The sequence below is a fragment of the Cryomorphaceae bacterium genome, from assembly GCA_007695365.1.
Taxonomy (GTDB): domain Bacteria; phylum Bacteroidota; class Bacteroidia; order Flavobacteriales_D; family SKUL01; genus SKUL01.
In genome coordinates this window covers 62,050-81,493 of the sequence record REDV01000078.1, presented here as the reverse complement: position 1 = coordinate 81,493, position 19,444 = coordinate 62,050, and the positions used below count along the sequence as shown (strand labels likewise).

The 19,444-nt window shown below is 51.3% G+C and carries 15 protein-coding genes; 7 read left to right on the top strand and 8 right to left on the bottom strand.

Annotated elements, in window-relative coordinates:
* Window positions 1–4: 4 nt before the first annotated feature.
* The 4 genes from EA392_06630 (at window position 5) to EA392_06615 (ending at window position 4,878) form a co-directional block, all read left to right on the top strand.
* On the top strand, window positions 5–724 hold the full coding sequence (locus EA392_06630; protein ID TVR39415.1) for a 3'-5' exonuclease: 720 nt from the start codon (window positions 5–7) through the stop codon (window positions 722–724).
* Window positions 708–1,310 carry a hypothetical protein gene (locus tag EA392_06625; protein TVR39414.1) on the top strand — a complete coding sequence of 201 codons (603 nt, stop codon included), beginning with the start codon at window positions 708–710 and terminating at the stop codon, window positions 1,308–1,310. Before EA392_06630 ends, EA392_06625 begins: the two co-directional genes overlap by 17 nt.
* Window positions 1,310–3,058 (top strand): ABC transporter ATP-binding protein, encoded by a 1,749-nt coding sequence (locus EA392_06620; protein ID TVR39413.1) that lies wholly within the window; start codon window positions 1,310–1,312, stop codon window positions 3,056–3,058. The genes EA392_06625 and EA392_06620 overlap by 1 nt, the downstream gene beginning before the upstream one ends.
* A gap of 92 nt (window positions 3,059–3,150) precedes the next feature.
* Entirely contained in the window at window positions 3,151–4,878 is a 1,728-nt protein-coding gene (locus EA392_06615) for a T9SS C-terminal target domain-containing protein (GenBank protein TVR39412.1), read from the top strand.
* A gap of 5 nt (window positions 4,879–4,883) precedes the next feature.
* On the opposite strand, the gene EA392_06610 is transcribed toward EA392_06615, so the two are convergent.
* The 7 genes from EA392_06610 to EA392_06580 form a co-directional block, all read right to left on the bottom strand.
* A complete protein-coding gene (locus tag EA392_06610) occupies window positions 4,884–5,543 on the bottom strand; it encodes a CoA transferase subunit B (protein TVR39411.1) in 660 nt (219 codons plus the stop codon).
* A 26-nt stretch (window positions 5,544–5,569) separates the two neighbouring features.
* Window positions 5,570–7,345 (bottom strand): hypothetical protein, encoded by a 1,776-nt coding sequence (locus EA392_06605; GenBank protein ID TVR39410.1) that lies wholly within the window; start codon window positions 7,343–7,345, stop codon window positions 5,570–5,572.
* 45 nt (window positions 7,346–7,390) lie between these two features.
* Window positions 7,391–8,086 (bottom strand): CoA transferase subunit A, encoded by a 696-nt coding sequence (locus EA392_06600; GenBank protein TVR39409.1) that lies wholly within the window; start codon window positions 8,084–8,086, stop codon window positions 7,391–7,393.
* A 48-nt stretch (window positions 8,087–8,134) separates the two neighbouring features.
* Window positions 8,135–10,567: a penicillin-binding protein gene (locus EA392_06595; GenBank protein TVR39408.1), complete on the bottom strand. Its 2,433-nt coding sequence runs from the start codon at window positions 10,565–10,567 to the stop codon at window positions 8,135–8,137.
* A 147-nt stretch (window positions 10,568–10,714) separates the two neighbouring features.
* On the bottom strand, window positions 10,715–11,191 hold the full coding sequence (gldH, locus tag EA392_06590) for a gliding motility lipoprotein GldH (protein ID TVR39407.1): 477 nt from the start codon (window positions 11,189–11,191) through the stop codon (window positions 10,715–10,717).
* Window positions 11,192–11,194: 3 nt separating this feature from the next.
* Window positions 11,195–12,466 carry a hypothetical protein gene (locus EA392_06585; GenBank protein ID TVR39406.1) on the bottom strand — a complete coding sequence of 424 codons (1,272 nt, stop codon included), beginning with the start codon at window positions 12,464–12,466 and terminating at the stop codon, window positions 11,195–11,197.
* 27 nt (window positions 12,467–12,493) lie between these two features.
* Window positions 12,494–13,627 (bottom strand): DNA polymerase III subunit delta, encoded by a 1,134-nt coding sequence (locus EA392_06580; GenBank protein TVR39405.1) that lies wholly within the window; start codon window positions 13,625–13,627, stop codon window positions 12,494–12,496.
* A 72-nt stretch (window positions 13,628–13,699) separates the two neighbouring features.
* Between EA392_06580 and EA392_06575 the strand changes: the two genes are divergently transcribed.
* A complete protein-coding gene (locus EA392_06575) occupies window positions 13,700–14,887 on the top strand; it encodes a phosphoglycerate kinase (GenBank protein TVR39404.1) in 1,188 nt (395 codons plus the stop codon).
* A 2-nt stretch (window positions 14,888–14,889) separates the two neighbouring features.
* On the opposite strand, the gene dprA is transcribed toward EA392_06575, so the two are convergent.
* Window positions 14,890–16,014, bottom strand: a complete 1,125-nt coding sequence (gene dprA / locus EA392_06570; GenBank protein ID TVR39403.1) for a DNA-protecting protein DprA — start codon at window positions 16,012–16,014, stop codon at window positions 14,890–14,892.
* 62 nt (window positions 16,015–16,076) lie between these two features.
* On the opposite strand from dprA, the gene EA392_06565 reads away from it, so the two are divergent.
* Together EA392_06565 and kdsB are read left to right on the top strand one after the other, a co-directional pair.
* A complete protein-coding gene (locus EA392_06565) occupies window positions 16,077–18,641 on the top strand; it encodes a TonB-dependent receptor (GenBank protein ID TVR39402.1) in 2,565 nt (854 codons plus the stop codon).
* Window positions 18,642–18,643: 2 nt separating this feature from the next.
* Entirely contained in the window at window positions 18,644–19,399 is a 756-nt protein-coding gene (gene kdsB / locus EA392_06560) for a 3-deoxy-manno-octulosonate cytidylyltransferase (GenBank protein ID TVR39401.1), read from the top strand.
* Window positions 19,400–19,444: the final 45 nt, after the last annotated feature.

Sequence of the window (19,444 nt, the reverse complement as noted above, 5' to 3'; positions counted from 1 at the left end):
TAATATGCTACAACAAATCAACTCCGACCGTATTCTCTTTATCGATATCGAAACCGTTCCTCAGTACTACACCTTTGAGGAGCTTTCGCCCGAAATGCAGCAGCTCTGGGCCGACAAAACCCGCTTTTTTCAGCAGCGGGAGGAAAAGACCCCCGATGAGGTGTACGAACGGGCCGGGGTGTACGCTGAGTTTGGCAAGGTGGTTTGCATATCCATGGGATATTTGCACCATACAGCCGGAGAAAAGAAGTTCCGGGTAACCTCATTTTCGGGCAAGGATGAGCGCGTCTTACTGGAGGAATTTGCCGACCTGATGAGCGGGCGTTTCAGTGGCTCCAACTACTTGCTTTGCGGTCATAATATCAAGGAATTCGATATCCCGTATCTGTGCCGCAGAATGCTGGTTTTGGGCATTCCATTGCCTGACTTGCTCGACCTGAGCGGGAAAAAGCCCTGGGAGGTTCCGCACCTCGATACCCTCGAATTGTGGAAGTTTGGCGACTACAAACATTATACATCGCTCAATCTTCTGACCCATATTTTTGGCATTCCTACGCCCAAAGATGATATCAGCGGTGCCGACGTAGCGCGGGTATATTACGAGGAAGATGATCTGGAAAAAATTGTGCGCTACTGCGAAAAAGACGTGCTGGCCGTGGCCCAATTGCTCTTGCGCATGAAAGGCGAGCCGCCTATTGCCGAAAAAAATGTGGTGGTGGTTTGAGGGCTACATGGGCTTTCCTACCTTTAACCCCGCTGCTCAAACTGCCATGCCCATCCAACCGCATCCTTTGTTAGTGCTCTTTTTTTTGCTGCTTTTGTCCTGCTCGGGAGAAACTGAAACCCGAACAGCCGAGGCCCCCATGGTGCATCACCCCGCGCTAACCATGCTCGGTAAGGCAGGGCATTTCAGAACGCATACCATTGGCGACGGATACCGCAAAGTGCTGGAACGCGACAGGGATTTTCTGTTCAGGCGCAACCACGATGAGCTGATGTATTCCATTCCCTTTTCCTCTACTGATAGCGCCTATTTTGACGTCCGATACTTTTTTACCCACCATGAACTTACTGAAATCATGGTTGATGTGTACCTCAACAGTGATGAGGAAGCCACCGAATGGTTCGTCGAGCTGAAACAGGAATTACAAAAGCGGTTGGGCGAACCTGTATCGCGCGATCGCTTTGCCTTTTGGGAGTGGACGGAGAACCGCCGAAATATCGAGGCCACCCTTGAACTGCGCAGCCGTGAATGTGGCCGGCCCTGCCTGTGGCTTTTTATTGATCAACCCTATCAATTTAAGCATTGATGAGCGAAGCCCGACCCTTGCTTCATATTGAGAACCTGTTGGTTACTTTTCGCTCTGAGGAAGGCACTGTGCGCGCTGTCGATGATGTCAGCATCGTGCTGCACCGCGGTGAGATTGTGGGTGTGGTGGGAGAGTCAGGATCAGGAAAAAGTGTGACCAGTCTATCTGTGATGAGGCTCATTGCCGACCCTCCCGGGAAAATTGCCGGCGGTAAAATAACATACACGGGCCGCGGCGGGGAAGTTGATTTGCTCTCACTGCCCGAAAGGGAAATGCGTACCTACCGGGGTAATGACATTGCGATGATTTTTCAGGAGCCCATGACGTCTCTCAATCCGGTGATGAAATGCGGCAAGCAGGTGGCCGAGGCCATCGTGGTACACCAGAAATGCTCCGTAAGCGAAGCCCGCGAAAAAACCATTGCCCTGTTCAAAGAAGTAAAACTACCCCGGCCTGAAGCCATGTACGATTCCTATCCACATCAACTCAGCGGGGGCCAGAAGCAACGCGTGATGATTGCCATGGCGCTGAGCTGCGAGCCTTCGGTGCTTATTGCTGATGAACCCACCACCGCCCTGGATGTAACCGTGCAAAAAACCATCCTTGAGTTGTTGCGCAATCTGCAGAAGGATCGCGGTATGGGGGTGATTTTCATTACACACGACCTTGGCGTGGTGGCCGAAATTGCCGACCGCGTGGTGGTGATGTACCGCGGCAAAGTAGTGGAAGAAGGCCCGACCCAAAGCATTTTCTTCCACCCACAACACCCCTACACCAGGGGACTGCTCGCTTGTCGGCCGCCGCTCGACCGCCGCCTTAAGCGCCTACCGGTGATTGCCGATTTTGTGGATGCAGAGGAGAAAAAATCGGTAGAAGTGGCACAGGCACAACTGGCCTACACTGTTGAGGAGATCAGCGCACACCACCAAAAGCTCTACGCGCAGGAACCCATGTTGGAGATTCGCAATCTGCAAAAGTGGTTTCCGGTTCGCAAAGGCTTGTTTAAGCGCACTATTGATCACGTGAAAGCGGTTGACGATGTGACGTTTTCAGTCTATCCCGGCGAAACCCTCGGCCTTGTAGGTGAATCGGGATGTGGAAAAACCACCCTTGGCCGAACCATCCTGAAACTGACCGAGCCTACCGGAGGGCAGATCCTGTATCGCGGCAGAGATATCACCTCTTTCAGCGCGGCCGAAATGAGGCCCTTGCGCAAAAATCTGCAAATCATTTTTCAGGATCCGTATTCCTCGCTCAACCCCAGGCTAACGGTAGGCCAGGCCTTGATGGAGCCCATGCAGGTGCACGGAATCGGGGCCAACAACCGCCAACGACGGGAAAAGGTCATGGAGCTTCTCGAAAAAGTGGGGCTTCAATCTGCTCACTATAACCGCTATCCACACGAGTTTTCGGGAGGTCAGCGGCAGCGCGTGGTGATTGCGCGAACGCTCACCCTCAATCCGGAGTTTATTATCTGCGATGAATCGGTTTCAGCCCTCGACGTGTCTGTGCAGGCACAGGTTCTCAACCTGCTCAACGACCTGAAGAAGGAGTTCAACTTCACCTACATCTTTATCTCTCACGATCTCTCTGTGGTAAAATTCATGAGCGACCGAATGGTGGTGATGAACCAGGGTCGCATAGAGGAAATGGGCAACGCCGACGAGATTTACCGCAATCCGCAAAGCGAATACACCCGGCAGTTGATTGAAGCCATTCCGGCATCCAACCCTGCTGTTGAGCGCTAAGCCAGGTTTTGTACCTTTGCGCCCCGAAAAACAGGCCGTAACCCGATGGGTACGGTTTTGGTATAACCAGTTCCGTGTCAGAAACAGCCCCTATGAAGAAAACCTATTTGCTCCGCCATGGCATGGCTGTGCTTTTGGCCGTGTTTTGCGGGCAAATAATGGCGCAGACCCTGCAATTGGGTAGCAATTGGTATGGAATAGATCACGAACGCGGCCTGATTGTGAGCAATCAGGACACCTACCTGTTGAATCTGATACACAGCGAAGGTGTGAATGTGTTGTTGCTCGATGACTCAGAATATCAGTTTACCATTCCGCCCGATACACTTTTGGTAGGTTACCCTTACACAGTGAATCGTGGCGGAAAGCAATATGTGTTTTACTTCACAGAGCTTCCGCTGATTCATATCGACATGGAAGCAGAAATGGATATTGACGAGCGCCGCCCGGCCCGTTTCCGAATGACCGAAACCAATGGCAACGAGGTGAATTCCAACGCCGGCCTCAATTACCGCGGGGCTTTTTCTCTGATTTTCCCCAAGAAATCTATGCGGCTGGAATTTTGGCTCGACCCTGAAGGCAGCAAAACCCGAAACATCAAACTGCTTGATTTGCGCAGTGACGACGATTGGATTCTTCTGGCACAGTATAATGAACCGCTGCGCATCCGAAATCGGTCGTGCCACGAACTGTGGGGTGAAGTTCACACCCCTCATTATGCGGCTCAGCAGCCCGATGCACTGCCGGGGTCCCGGGGCAGACATGTGGAAATCTTCCGAAATGGCAGCTACATGGGAGTGTATCTGCTTACTGAACGAATAGACAGAAAACAGCTCAAAATCAATCATTGGGAGGGAGGCAGTGACGCTTATGGTGAGCTTCACAAAGCCAAAGAATGGGGCTCTGGTACGGTGTCGTTCAGATTTTTGCCCTTTTACAACAACCAAAGCCGCTGGTTTGATGGATACCAGAAAAAGTATCCCCGCGAAGAAGAACACACAGATTGGTCAGACTTCTTCGACATGAAGGCCTTCGTGATGCAGACAGAAGACAGCCTGTTTACCTATGAAATCAACAGCAACTTTCACACGGGTAATGCGGTGGATTACTTTCTGTTCCTGAACTTTCTTCGAGCGGAAGACAATACCGGTAAAAACATCTTTGTTGCACGTACTCAGCAGGGAGCCCCGTACTTTTATGTGCCGTGGGACCTCGATGCTGTATTGGGTTACAATTACGATGGAACTGTTTTAGAAGAGACCGAAGACATTTTGACGAATGGCCTGTACGACCGTTTTCTGGATGCCTGTGAGGAACACGAGTTCGCATCACTGGTTCAGGAGCGCTGGTTTGCCTTGCGTGAAGGGGTATTTCATACAGACTCAATGATGACCAGGTTGCAGCGCCACCACAACAGCTTGTATTCCAATGGTGTATATCATCGCGAGGAAATGGCCTGGCCTGAGTACAGCTATAATCCCGATGTACTTCAATACACACGTGCCTGGCTGGAGGAACGGGTGGCCTACCTGGATGGTTTTATCGCCGAGCTTTGTGAGCAGGCAGCCTCCGTGGAGAGAAGAGAATCACACGGCTTTCGCTTGTATCCCAACCCCACCAATGGTGCTCTGGGAGTTTTCCATTTCGGAGCAGGTGATTACAGTGATTATCAATTGCGAGACATCTTCGGGCGACTGGTGAAAGAAGGCCGCCTGAACCTGCACACTACCTTTATTCAGTTGGATGACTTGATTCCGGGAACGTACTTGTTTACAGTGGACGGAGACCCATCCACCACACAAAAGGTGGTTCGTTTCTGAGAAAATCAGTCAATCTGCATTTCCGGCACATGGTCGGGAACAATGAGGCGTCCCTCGGTAGCAGCTTTGATTTCTTCCACGCTTACATCAGGAGCCCGTTCAACCAGCAGAAAGCCCTTTTCGGTTACGTCCAGCACGGCAAGATCGGTCACCACTTTTTTCACGCAGCCCACACCGGTAAGTGGTAGTGTACATTGGCGCAGCAGCTTGGATTCACCGGCCCGGTTGGTGTGCATCATGGCCACGATGATGTTCTCGGCAGAGGCTACCAAATCCATGGCACCACCCATTCCCTTCACCATTTTGCCCGGAATTTTCCAGTTCGCAATGTCGCCGTTGTCGGCTACCTCCATAGCACCCAATACCGTAAGTTGTACGTGCTGCCCGCGGATCATTGCAAAGCTGGTAGATGAATCGAACAGGCAGGCACCGGGCAATAAGGTTACCGTTTGCTTGCCGGCGTTAATCATGTCGGCATCTTCCTCGCCTTCGTAAGGAAAGGGGCCCATGCCCAGAATACCGTTTTCAGATTGAAACTCCACATACATTCCGTCGGGTACATGGTTGGCAACCAGGGTAGGAATACCAATTCCGAGGTTTACATACCAACCGTCTTTCAATTCCTGTGCAATGCGTTTTGCGATGCCGTGCTTGTCGAGTGCCATGGTTTTGTGAATGTGAGATTAAGGCGCTAGTCCATACAAAGTTTGCGGGTTACTGCCGAGTGTTCAACTTCAAACTCGTTTTCACCGATATTCCACAAATATACAATTGCGCGGGTAGCTCCGGGTGGAAACCGGTAATAGCGGTGAACGAGTAGTTCGTCGTCCTTCCAGTGCTTCCGAACCCAGTAAAGTGGAATGATTTCATAGCTTAGTTTCTTTCCTTCAGCATTTTCTGCTTTGATTACAATCTGCACATGCATGGGATTTCCCATAGAGTTTGCGGACAGTCCAAAGTTGAGAAGGCCGCATTCACCAGCAATTGAATCAACTTTCCATTCGGCCAGATTGAAGTAGGTCGGGTTTCCCAAAGCTTTTGCCGCAAGTGAAAGAGTGTCGGGCAGGGTTTCGAATGCCTGAGTTCGTTTGGGTTTAATGAGTGAAAAACCGGTGCATGGACTGGTGAACAGAATGGTGTATTCAAAATCAATGGGCTCATTTGAAGATTGATGAATGAGCACCAGATCGGCACCCGGGTCAGGGTGGTGTTTGGTCTCCAGCAGGGGTAGTTGGCTTTTGTTGATGATATTCAAGTGTGCCCAGGACAACTCGTGAATTCTACCACCGCTTATTCGCAAGGGAGTGTCTTGCGCGGATTGCTCCTTTAACACAACGCTGTATATCTGCCGGTCTATGTGCTGGTCAAACCAAAGCTGACTTGTGCAGAAATTCAATGTGAGCAGAAACTGCAACGGAAAATAAATCAACGGAAGCCCCAATAATGCAAACCTACGGTTCCAGCGCATTCCCTCGCTGGCGGCGAACCCTGTTGCAAGCAGGGTGAGCGTTAAAAAATAAAGGCCTGTGCGCTCCTCAGGGTAGTTTACGTTCAGCAGCATCTCGAGCAACACCGAACCAAGAGCATTCAAAACGAGCAATCCGCCAATGATGCCGCCCATATTCCAGACCAACCGATTTTGAACCCACCGAAGCACCAGCGTGAGGCAAACCACAAGCCCGAAAGCAAAAATCAACCAGGCCAAGAGCATGCTTGCTGCATCAAATTGAAAGCGGGCAAATGAAAACACAGTAACCTGAACAAAGCCGTCCAGTGAGCCGGTGTAGAGTAGTCCCATGGCCCGCATCTTTAGTGCGTATAACGATGCAATCAACAAAACACCTCCACCAATTGCAAGTAATAGCAAGCCGTGTTTTGGCAAGTGTTTTTGTTGCCTGGAGAGAAGTACGAAGGCAAAAATCCCCATCAATGCAATTTGCGTGTTCAACAAACTCATGTTGGCCAGAAGTGCCAGTGTCATGAAAAACCACACTTTCAATTGCTGCATTACAGTGGGGGTTTTTACATATCTGGAGGCGCTGTATATCGCTGCAATCAAGAATGCCGTTCCCATGCCATAGCCGCGGGCCTGCGAGAAGAAGTCGAGCTGAAAGGTGGCAGTGAGCAACGCAATGAGCGTGAGCCAACGAAGTAAGGTCTGCGGAATTTCAGCACAAATGCGTTGCAGGTAGTAGGCAAAAATCAGAAACGTCAGAGCGTTAGGTAGACGCAGCCAAAAAGTGTGATCAGAAAACAGGTTTACAAAAAAATGGCCAAAGGCGGTGTTTAGTAGATGGTTGTTGGCATCCCACATTGCAAAGTAGGGGATGAACTGATTGAGCTGGATGTAGTGGAGAAAAGTTGCTGCTTCATCGTGCACAATGGGCACCAATGCTGCGCGTATGAGCACATAAACCCAAATGGCTAGAACAAGAAAAAGATAGGTCCGCTTTTCAATTTGGCTCATGACCTTCTGTAAGAACACTCTTAGCCTATGTGGGCTGTAGCTGCCCTAGCGCGCACGCACTGTGCGCTGCTCAATGCGCTTTTCGTAGTTCTGCCCCTGGAAGATGCGCTGCACAAAAATGCCCGGGGTGTGAATGTAATTGGGATCCAGTTCCCCTGGTTCAACGAGTTCTTCCACCTCAGCGATGGTGATTTTACCGGCCATGGCCATGGGGGGGTTAAAATTTCGGGCGGTGCCTTTGTACACAAGATTTCCGTAGCGGTCTCCTTTCCATGCTTTCACAATGGCAAAATCGGCAGTGAGCGCCGACTCAAGAATATGGGGTTTGCCTTCAAAGTAGCGCACTTCCTTGCTTTCAGCCACTTCGGTGCCGTATCCGGCGGGGGTAAAAAAGGCGGGAATTCCGGCACCTCCGGCGCGGCAACGCTCTGCCAGTGAGCCTTGTGGTATAAGGTCAACCTCCAGTTCACCACTTAACATCTGGCGCTCAAATTCATCGTTTTCGCCTACATAAGACGAAATCATTTTCCGAATCTGACGCTTTTGAAGCAGCAGCCCAAGCCCGAAGTCATCTACACCTGCGTTGTTTGAGATGCAGGTCAGATCGCGAACGCCCTTTTTTACGAGCGCAGCGATGCAGTTTTCTGGAATTCCGCAGAGTCCAAATCCGCCGAGCATCAGGGTCATGCCGCTTTCAATACCGGCAATGGCTTCTTCCGCATTGTTGTACACCTTGTTCATGGAAACAGATTATTCAATGGAGCGCCAAATTAACCAAAAGTGCCCACATCACCAATTGGGTGAGTCGCCCCCGAAATGGCCTTTCTGCTGTTGTTTGTACTTCTCGCAGTCCAGCTCTACCCCGAGGTCACCGGGCGGGCGCTCAAAATCGTCGGTAGAGATGTTCAGGCTCGGGTCTGCATACACCGACTTCATGAAGTAACCCCAGATGGGCAGTGCCATATTGGTTCCCATGCCCAGCTTCAGGGTTCGGAACCGCACGGCCCGGTCCTCGGCGCCCACCCAAACCCCTGTTACAAGATCGGGCGTTAAACCGATAAACCAACCGTCGCTTTGGTTTTGCGTGGTTCCGGTTTTACAGGCAATAGGAACATTTCGGATGTCGTCGTACGCCCGGTTGGGTACGTTCATCCTCAAGCGAATGGCGGTTCCTTCAGGTCTACCCCTGGTTTCATTGTACACGCCATCAATCGTACCCTTCATGAGATTGAGCATCACGTAGGACGTTTTCTCGTCCATGGCTTCGTTGGTTTCGGGCATCACATCGTAAATGGCGTTGCCGTTCATGTCTTCTATCCGGGTAATGATAATCGGTTTGATGTGCACGCCTTTGTTGGCAAATGTGGCATTGGCCGAAGTGATTTCGAGCACCGAAAGATCGGCCACACCAAGCGCTAACGACGGTACAGGCTCAAGCTTGCTTTCAATGCCTAAATCGCGCGCCAGCCGAATGACTGCTTCTGGTCCGAATTGTTTCATCACCCAGGCGGTCACAGTATTTACCGAGTTGGCCAACCCCCATTTGAGCGATACCATAAATCCGTATTCCCGGTCGGAATCCTGGGGCGTCCAGTCCTTTATCAAACCAAAAGTGCCTTTGTGAAAGGTGGTCGGTGCTTTTACTACCTCGTGGCAAGGTGAGTAACCCTCGCGAATGGCGGTGGCATACACAAAAGGCTTGAAGGTAGAGCCCACCTGACGTTTTCCCACGCGCACGTGGTCGTACATGAAATGCCTGAAGTTGATGCCTCCTACCCAGGCCTTAACAAAACCGGTGTGGGGCTCTATTGAAACCATTCCGGCCTGCAAAAAGCTTTTGTAGTAGCGAATGCTGTCCATGGGCGACATCAGCGTGTCTATTTCGCCGCGCCAGGAAAATACGCGCATGGGAGTAGGTTTCTCAAAGATGATGGGCACCGAATCTTCGGGCACCGCGCGCCACGAATGTCCGCAATCTGCTGCCTGGCAAACAAAATGTTCTTTACCATCTACAGGCTCACGTACAATGTTGACGCGGCGGTGACAAATACTGCATTCTTTGCCCATAAGCACCCTGTAACGTTCAGTTCGCCGTACGGCGGTTTGCATGATCTGGTCAATTTCCTCTTTGTTCAAATCATTGGAAAATGGTGGGTTTCGCCAACGGGCAATGTCTGAAAAGAACTCTTCCTGCAATCTGCTGGGGCCGCCAAGGTGGGCTGTCACAGCTTGCTCCGCATAATGCTGCATGCGCGAGTCGATGGTAGTATAAATGCGCAAACCATCGCTGTACAAATCGAAAGGGGAACCATCTGGCTTGTGGTAAATGAATTCACCGCGCTCGTCTTTTGCGGCAAGCATTTCGCGTAAATCAGAGCGCAATACCTCGCGAAAATAGGGAGCCGGGCCTTCGGTATGATCCACGCGCTGGTAGTCGAGCCCGAGGGGCAACAATCGCAATGAGTCGTACTCAGCTTTGTTAATGAGCTCGTTGCGCATCAACTGACCCAGTACTACGCTGCGGCGGTGTAGGGTAGAGTCAGGACGGCGCAAGGGGTTAAAAATCCGGGGGTTTTTAAACATGCCTATGAGCATGGCCGATTGCTCGATGTTGAGAGAATCGGGGCTGCTGTTGAAATACACCGAAGCCGCCGACTTGATGCCCACAGCGTTGTTTACCCAATCGAATTTGTTGAGGTACATTGTGATGATCTCTTCCTTGGTGAATTGACGCTCAAGGCGAACAGCAATAATCCACTCCTGAAATTTCTGAAAAATGCGTTTCACGATATTGGGCGAGCGGTCGTGGAAGAGCATTTTTGCGAGTTGCTGGGTAATGGTGCTTGCGCCTCCTTTTTTGCCCATGAACACAATGGCGCGACCTGTGGCCCGCACATCCACTCCGGAGTGCTCCCAAAACCGTTCGTCCTCCGTGGCAATAAGGGTTTTTACAAGGATAGGAGAGAGCTCCTCGTAGGTAGCATTCACCCGGTTCTCCCGGAAATAGCGGCCCAACACCTGCCCGTCAGAGGAAAGAACCACCGTGGCGAGATTGCTTTTGGGGTTTTCCAGTTCGTCAAAACCCGGCAAATCACTAATGGATGCAAGGTAGAGCATGAGCGCCAGGCCCAAAAAGGGCGAGAGCAATACCAGCCAGAAAAGCGCAATCAGCTTTCCGAAGCGCCGTGGCTTCTTCTCATTCGTCTTTTTCTCCGCAGTCATGTATTGTGGTTGATGAACTGAAAACACCGATGGTATGCAAATCTACTTCTTTGCTCACTACGCGAATGGTTTTCTTTTGCGGGCTTTCCACAGGCCATGGTGAGTTCCGCAACGAACTATCAACGCAGGAGCGGGGCGATTCGTGCCTTATTTGGCTTTTTCAATCCGAATTCCCACATCCAGCACTTCACGGAGCGTGTCTGTACGCATGGCATGTTCGAGTTCAATGCGGTAGGTGCCGGCTAGCGGAAAGCGCTTTTGGTAGTTGTACATGATTTTATTGGAAATCACTTTCTGATCTACGATAAAGCCGTTACCTGAGCCGAGCCATCTGCCTGTGCGGTCGGCAAGCACGCATTCAATGGTGTCGCGCGATTTACGTCCGTTGGGAAAATGTGTATGTACAAACAAATAGAGATTGCTGTAGGGATAGTCGTTGGTGTTGCGCAAGGTGATAAAGAAGTGGTGTGGGTTCAGGGTATCGCGCACTTCAAAATCACCCCCCACACGCATCCTTGCGGGCCATCCTTCTGCTGGTAGTTCGCGCACAAAAGCGTGTTCAGCGGGTGGTTGGCAGGAGGCCAATATCGCGGCAATCAGAACCGACCAGATGAAACTGCGCATCGTTTAGTCGTTTTTGGGCCGACGCGGTTTTCCGCCTTGTCTGTTTTTCCGCCGCTTAGGTCGATTTCCGCTCGAAGCCCCGTGTTGGGCTTGCTTGTCTGCAGGCTGTGTTTTTGCCTGCTGCTGGCCGGGCTTTCCTGCACCGCCCTGAGCAGGTTTTTTTCGGCGCTTCTTTTTTCGCTTCGGTGTGTCAAATCTATTCAAGCTGTCCTGACCTACCACGTTTTCGTAATCGGGAAGCACCTCTACCTCCTCCACATATTCAAACTGCTTGAGGTCATGCGGAATAACGCCTTTTTTGTTTTGCTCAATCACACTTTTCACTTCCTCCACCATTAAGCAAACCGGATTGGCTCCCGGCTCATTTTCGTAGAGGAACCACATTTTGCGCTGAAAAATGTCAGTCTTGATACAAAAAGCGTTGGCTTTCTTGGTTTTCAGTCGGGTGCTGCTATCCGGAAAATCTTTGAGAGCATCCAGGTAGCTGTCCAGCTCATAGTTCAGACAGCATTTGAGTTTACCGCACTGGCCGGCCAGCTTTTGCGGATTGATAGAAAGTTGCTGATAGCGCGCAGCACTGGTAGATACCGACCGAAAATCCGTAAGCCATGTTGAGCAGCACAATTCGCGTCCGCAGGAACCGATTCCACCTACACGGCTGGCTTCCTGACGGGCACCAATCTGGCGCATTTCAACACGCACGCCAAATGTATCGGCAAATTCACGTATCAGTTGGCGAAAATCCACCCGGTCATCAGCGGTGTAGTAAAAGGTGGCTTTGGCGCCGTCGCCCTGAAACTCCACATCACTTATTTTCATATCGAGCTTCAGAGAATCGGCTATGCGGCGGGCTTTAAACATGGTTTCGTCCTCCCGCGCACGCGATTCGCGCCAGCGCTCCATATCTTCGGTTGTAGCACGGCGGTATATGCGCCGGATATCGCGGTCGTTTTCGTCAATGCCGTGCTTGCGAAGTTGCAGCCGCACCAATTCTCCCGAGGCCGATACCACGCCTACGTCATGGCCGGGGTTGCCTTCAACGGCTACCACATCGCCCACTAGGAAACGCTCTGTTTCGGAATTGCGGTAAAACGCTTTTCGTATGCCTTTAAAACGCACTTCAACAACTCCAAATCCGCTCTGCCCTGAAGGCGGAGCAATGTCGGCCAGCCAGTCAAAAACGTCCAGGTTGTTACATCCATAGGTGCCACACGAGCCGTTGCTTTTACAACCGGCCGGTATGCCTCCACCCTTCGAACAACTGCTGCATCCCATGTTATCGGCTTTCTTAGGCGGACAAAGTTAGCTATTCCAAAACAGATTCTTGATTTGTATTGAAAGGTCCACAAAGGTGATTTTTCCGTGGGCGTTCCGTTCAATGTGGTATATGGCTTCATCGATGGCTTTGGCCATTTGAGGCATGGCCTGCACCGGTATGGCTTTGGCAAGGTTGACGACAAGCTTTCGGGCGTTACCGTCAACGGTTAGTAAATCTTCTCGCCCATTGGCGACTAGCATACACTGCCGCAGCATTTTGAGCGAGAAGGCAAGAAAAGACTTTTGACCTTCGCGCTTCAGGTCTGAAAACCTGTCGGACAGGGCAATGCGATTTACGCCATCGCTTTTTTTGTAGCACGCCCTGAACCAGTCGCCAAAGAGAGCAACAAAGTCTTCCTGCCCCCCTTCTTCCTGCATATGAAGCAGTGCATCCCTGAGGTTTCCCGCGCTCATCAGTGCAATGTGCCGGGCCTTTTCAGGAGCAGCGCCCATCTTGTCGCGCAGCACTGTTTCAACCTCGTTATCTGCCAACGGAGGAACCTTAACTGTTTGAAGCCTTGAAAGAATGGTTGGAAGCAGGGTGTCACGCGAATTTCCAACGAGTAGAAACAGTGTTTTGGCGGGTGGCTCTTCAATGACTTTAAGCAGCTTGTTGGCCGCTGGTGGCTTCATGGTTTCGGGCATCCAGATAAGCGCAATCCGGTAACCGCCTTCAAAAGATTTCATGTTTACCTTTTGTTGGATTTCCTGGGCCAGATGAACCGAAATAATGCCCGTTTTATTCTCGTCGGCAATAACCTGCATCCAGTCTTTGTATGTGAACAGCGGGTTGGTAAGGAGCATTTTGCGCCACTCGGCCATGAACACTTCGACGGATTTGTTGGTGTCGGGTTTCACAACCGGAAAAAGAAAATGTAAATCAGGGTGCTGCAGGCTTGCCATTTTGATGCACGACGGACATGAGCCGCAGGCATCGTGCTCACCGGGTTGGTTGCACAAGAGGTACGCAGCAAAAGCAAGTGCCAGGGAGAGGTTGCCGGAGCCTTCAGGGCCCACAAAATGAAGCGCATGACTTACGTGGTTGCGCTGTACTGCACCCAAAAGCAGATTTTTCACAGATTGTTGTCCTACTACGGATGCAAAGTTCTGGGCGGCCATTTTTTGAAGGGTTGTTTCGCAGGGAAACGAATACTGAATTAGTTCTACTTTTGCTCCAAATATACGGTGGAAATGACGATCAAAGACTACGATTTTTCAGGTAAGCGGGCACTGATCCGCGTGGATTTCAACGTGCCGCTCAATGAGCGCTTTGAAGTAACCGATGATACCCGCATCAGGGCCACCTTGCAAACGGTAAAATTGATTCTCGAAGGTGGGGGCTCTGTGGTACTCATGTCGCACCTTGGAAGGCCCAAAGAAGGTCCGGAGCATCGTTTTTCGCTGAAGCATATCGTGCCCACCCTTTCATCATTGCTGGGTCGGGAGGTGGCTTTTGTGAATGATTGCAAGGGCCCCGATGCGCTGGCAGCTACATCCGGCATCAAACCAGGGCAGGTCATACTGCTCGAAAACCTCAGGTTTTACAAAGAGGAGACTGCGGGTGATGAAGGCTTTGCCGCAGAGCTGGCCAAACACGGCGATGTATACGTGAACGACGCCTTTGGAACGGCTCACCGTGCCCACGCTTCCACGGCGGTTATTGCCCGTTTTGTGAGCGATAAAATGTTCGGCATGTTGATGCAGGACGAGCTCGAAAACCTTGACCGCTTTATGCAATCGCCAGCCTCACCGGCAGTGGCTATTGTAGGAGGAGCCAAGGTGAGCTCCAAAATCGGGGTTATTCAAAACTTACTGCCCAGGGTAGATTACATGTTGATTGGAGGAGGCATGACATACACCTTTGTGCGCGCCATGGGAGGTGAAGTGGGTAACTCGATGGTGGAGGAAGACAAGCTCAGCATGGCTCTGGAGGTGATTGAAGCGGCCAAAAAGCACAAGGTGACATTGCTCCTGCCACCCGATTCAGTAATAGCAGATGAATTTCAGAACGAGGCCAATCGCGACAGCTGCCCGAGCGATGAAATTCCGATGGGGTGGATGGGATTGGACATTGGCGAAGACAGTATAAGGCATTACCGCGAGGCGATTTTGGCCTGTAAGAGCATTCTCTGGAACGGACCGATGGGGGTATTTGAAATGGAGAACTTTGCCCGCGGCACCAAAGAGATTGCGTTGGCCATTGCCGAAGCTACAGATGGGGGTGCCTTTTCGCTGGTGGGCGGAGGAGATTCGGTAGCAGCGGTTAATCAGTTTGAACTTGCCCAAAGGGTGAGCTACGTGAGCACCGGTGGCGGCGCTATGCTTGAGTACCTCGAGGGAATGGAACTGCCCGGAGTGGCAGCTATTAAAAACGGATAAGTCTAGCCGAAGCTCGCCAGCGGCTTTTTCAGGCTGTAACGCTTGCCGGGCATGGCTTTTACAACACCTTCCATTTCGAGGTTGAGAAGCAGATGTGACACATCCTGCATGGGTTTGCCCGAAAGGTCTGCCAATGCATCAATGGATACCGGTCCCGACTGCTGAAGACACCGGGCCAGTTCCAATTCATCTTCCGATAAGCTCGGAAAAACCGATAGCTGAACCGGAGCGGGTTCGGCTTCGCGGCGTTCCCAGCCCATATGGCGCAATACGTCTTCGCCGGATTCAACCAGTGCTGCGCGGTGCGTTTTAATCAGCCAATTGCAACCGGCTGAGCGAATGTCGTCTGCCCTTCCGGGAAGCGCCATCACCTCCCGGCTGTATGAGTTGGCAATATCGGCGGTGATGAGTGAGCCACCTTTTTTGTCGGATTCAATCACCAATACTCCGTCGCACATTCCGGCAACAATTCGGTTTCTGCGCGGAAAATAGTGGCGGTCAAGGGCGGTCATGCTTCTGAATTCGCTCACCCAGCCACCGTTTTCGAGCATTTGGTTGGCAGTTTTCCGGTGCACCGAGGGATACACGGTGTCCAGGCCGTGCGCAAAAACAGCCGCGGTTGGTAAGCCGTAGCGAAGAGCTGCCTGATGGGCACAAAAATCCACACCGTAGGCCATACCGCTCACGATGAGCACAGATTCCTGGCTCAACGATTCGATAATCCGTTCGCAAGCCGCTTTTCCGTGGGGTGTGGCCTGCCTCGTTCCTACTACAGCCAGCACCCGCCCTGAGTCAGGGTTGAAATTGCCGCGTGTGTACAGGATAACAGGAGCGTCGGGGCATTGACGAAGACGCAGCGGGTAATCATCATCGCTGGCCAGTTGTACGCGTACATTGTGTTCTTTCACGAAACCAGCCTCGCGCTCAGCTTCTGGCAGGCAAGTGCCGGATAGAATTTGATTCACCACCTGTTCGTGAACCCCAGGTATTTTGCGGAGTGCTCCAACCGGTGCTTCAAACACCTTTTCGGGAGAGCCAAAGGCGCGAACAAGCTTACGAGCCGTGGCCGGTCCGATGCCTTCAATGAGGCTCAGTGCTATCTTCCAGAAATCAGTGCCGGTTTTCAAATCCTGCTATATTTGCGAGGTGAACCGATCCCCGTAGGGAATCGCCTTAAGCAGCCAAATATATGAGAATTTTCCTTGTCTTGGGATTGTTGCTGGGTGCCATTTGCGCTCATGCACAGTTGGGTATTTTGCGCGGTACAGTAAGCTCTTCCGATACCAAAGACCTACTTATTGGTGTAAATGTAATTGCCAAAAATGGCTCTGGTGTTACCACAGATATCGATGGTAGGTTTGAATTCTCTCTCTCTCCCGGTACACATACTATAACATTCCGCTACATTGGGTTTGAAAACCTCGAGAAAACCTATGAAATAAAAGCCGGAGAAGCTACCGAAGTGAAAGTGATGCTGACGCCCAGCGTAAGCCAGCTCGAAATGGTGGTAATAAGCGCGGGGCGCTATGAACAGCGACTGGAGGAACTTACGGTTTCCATGGAGGTTATAAAACCTTATTTGATTGAGAACCGGAATAATACCAATATTTCTCAGGTGCTGGATCAAACACCGGGTGTAATTCTTGTGGATGGTGAGCCGCAGATTCGCGGAGGTAGCGGCTATAGTTTTGGTGCAGGAAGCCGTGTGCAGGTGTTGCTCGATGACATACCCATGCTTTCCGGCGATATCGGACGTCCCAACTGGGGCTACCTCCCGACGGAGAATGTAGAACAAATAGAGGTCATCAAAGGAGCATCGAGCGTGCTTTACGGGTCAGCGGCACTGAGTGGAGTGATCAACCTGCGCACCGCATACCCCCGCGATGAGCCCATTACCAAGGTGAGCATATTTAAAGGGGTATACAGCGCACCGCGTACCAGCCCGGACTTGTATTGGCGCGACCCGGATTACCGGCATGAGTTGGGTGTGTACCACCCTGTGCAGAATATGGTGGCTGCACCGATGCAAGGAGGCGCAAACTTTTTTCACTCCCGCAAGGTGGGGCAACTGGATGTGACTTTCGGAGCCAACCTCTTTTCTGACATGGGTTTTACAGGCCCCGAGATACCCGATAAATTCGATGAAAATGGCCGCCCGTTGGTATGGGACAGCATTGAGGAATCGGGTGATACCTTGTTCAGAAGACCTGCGCAAATGTCAGAAAACCGCGCCCGTGGAAACCTCAATTTGCGCTATCGCTTTAAGAACATCGAAGGCTTGAGTGTGGGAGTTAATTCAAACGCCATGTACAGCCTCAGCAGCTTTGCCTTGCTCTGGCTCGATGCGGATACTGGTCTGTACCGTCCGCGAACCCGCGGAATTACCACAACGGAGCAACTTAACTTTAATATAGACCCATACGTAGAATACATTGGCAAAAAGGGACGAAACCACAAACTTAAAACGCGGTACTTCCACCTCGATAACGAGAACACCAACAATCAATCTAATTATTCGCGCACTTACTTTGCTGAATACACAGTAAGTCAAGACTTTAGTCATTACGGCATTGAGGGCCTGAATATCACGGCCGGGGGTATGACCACCTACACGGATGCGTGGTCGAATTTGTATGTGGCCAATGAGCGCGGAGACGGCGAAAACTTTGCACACAATTCTGCGCTATTCATGCAGATTGACAAGCGCCTGTTTCACCGGCTCACCCTGTCGGGAGGTGTGCGCTATGAGTGGTTTCGCATCAACAATGACTTTAGGGAGGCACCCATTTTCCGCGCGGGGGCGAATTACCGGGTGCTCGATGGCACCTTTGTGCGGGCCTCTATCGGTCAGGGTATTCGGTTTCCAACCATCGGCGAGCGCTTTATTGTAACTGCGGTAGGCGGTCAGAACATTTTCCCGAATCCCAACCTTCAGTCTGAGCGCAGCTACAATGCTGAGTTTGGAGTGAAGCAGGGATTTGAAGTGGGTGGTTTTCGCGGTTTTGTTGATGCAGCTGTTTTCTACCAGGAGTTTGATAACTTCATCGAGTTCACTTTCGGCACCTGGGGGGTGCCTGATCCTTTGGGCCCGGGTTTAAATATTCAGCAACTGAACGAAATCCTCGGTTTCCGGTCGGTTAATACTGGCCCCGCGCTTGTTCGCGGCCTCGACTTTTCAGTAATGGGTCAGGGCAAAATCGGAGGCGTTGAGCTTAACCTGCTTTTGGGATACACGTATGTGCAGCCACTGGTGCTTGACCCGGAGAATGTGTACATCGTGTCGGATTTAGAAACGGCAATGGGAGACAATTACCCGATAGTGCCTGAAAATCCGGCAGATCAGGTGGGTCTTCAGCCCGTATTTGCTCCCATTACCTATCAAAACACAAGCTCTTTTGGAGACGGCAACCTGCTGAAGTATAGGGTGGAGCACATGGCCAAACTCGATGTGGAAGCCACATACAAAGGTTTCAGCTTGGGCACCAGTGTAAGAATGATGACACCCATTCGCAATATAGACCGCGCTTTTATTGTGCTGGATACAGATTTGTTTCTGCCTTCGGGTGTAACGCAGTGGATGGAAGACAACCAAAACCCCATTTATGTGATGGATCTCCGCGCATCGGTTAAAGTGTCGAAACGAAGCAAAGTGGCTCTCATTGTCAACAATCTGTACAATACGGAATACGCAATCCGCCCGTTGAGTATAGAATCACCGCGTTTAACCATGCTGCAATATTCGCTCGAGATATAACCATGAAAGCCCTCGGCATTATTCCGGCCCGCTATGCATCCTCAAGGTTTCCCGGCAAACCATTGGCAGATATCGCGGGTAAACCCATGATACAGAGGGTTTATGAGCAAGCCTGTAAGGCCCAATTGACCAAGGTGGTTATCGCGACCGATGACGAGCGTATTGCAGAGGCTGGCCGTGCTTTTGGGGGAGAAGTTTTGATGACTTCCGCGAATCATCCCAGCGGCACAGATCGTTGTCAGGAGGCTTGTGCCAAAGTGGATGAGGACTTTGATGTGGTGGTCAACATCCAGGGAGATGAGCCCTTTATTCAACCCGGTCAGGTCAATAACCTGATCGGTTGTTTTGAAGACCGTAATACCCAGATAGCCACGCTTGTAAAGCGCGCAGAACGCACGGCCGACCTCTTCAATCCCAACCGTGTAAAAGTGCTGTTGAACCAGCGGATGGATGCCATGTATTTCAGCAGGGCACCGCTTCCCTATCGCAACGGAATAGAGGCTTCCGAATGGCTCAAGGACCATGTTTACTTTCTGCATATTGGGATGTATGCGTACAGACCCCATATTCTGGAAGAGATTACGCGGCTTGCACCTTCATCGTTGGAAAAGGCCGAACAACTTGAGCAACTGCGATGGCTGGAACACGGTTATCGTATCCGCACTGCCGAAACCGATTTGGAATCGGATTCCATTGATCACCCCGACGACTTGCGCCGGATGCTTGAGCGATACCGGGAGGGAGATTACGGCTATTGATTCGAGCGCTCTTTTTTCGGTATTCCAGCTGTGTTTGGATTACTT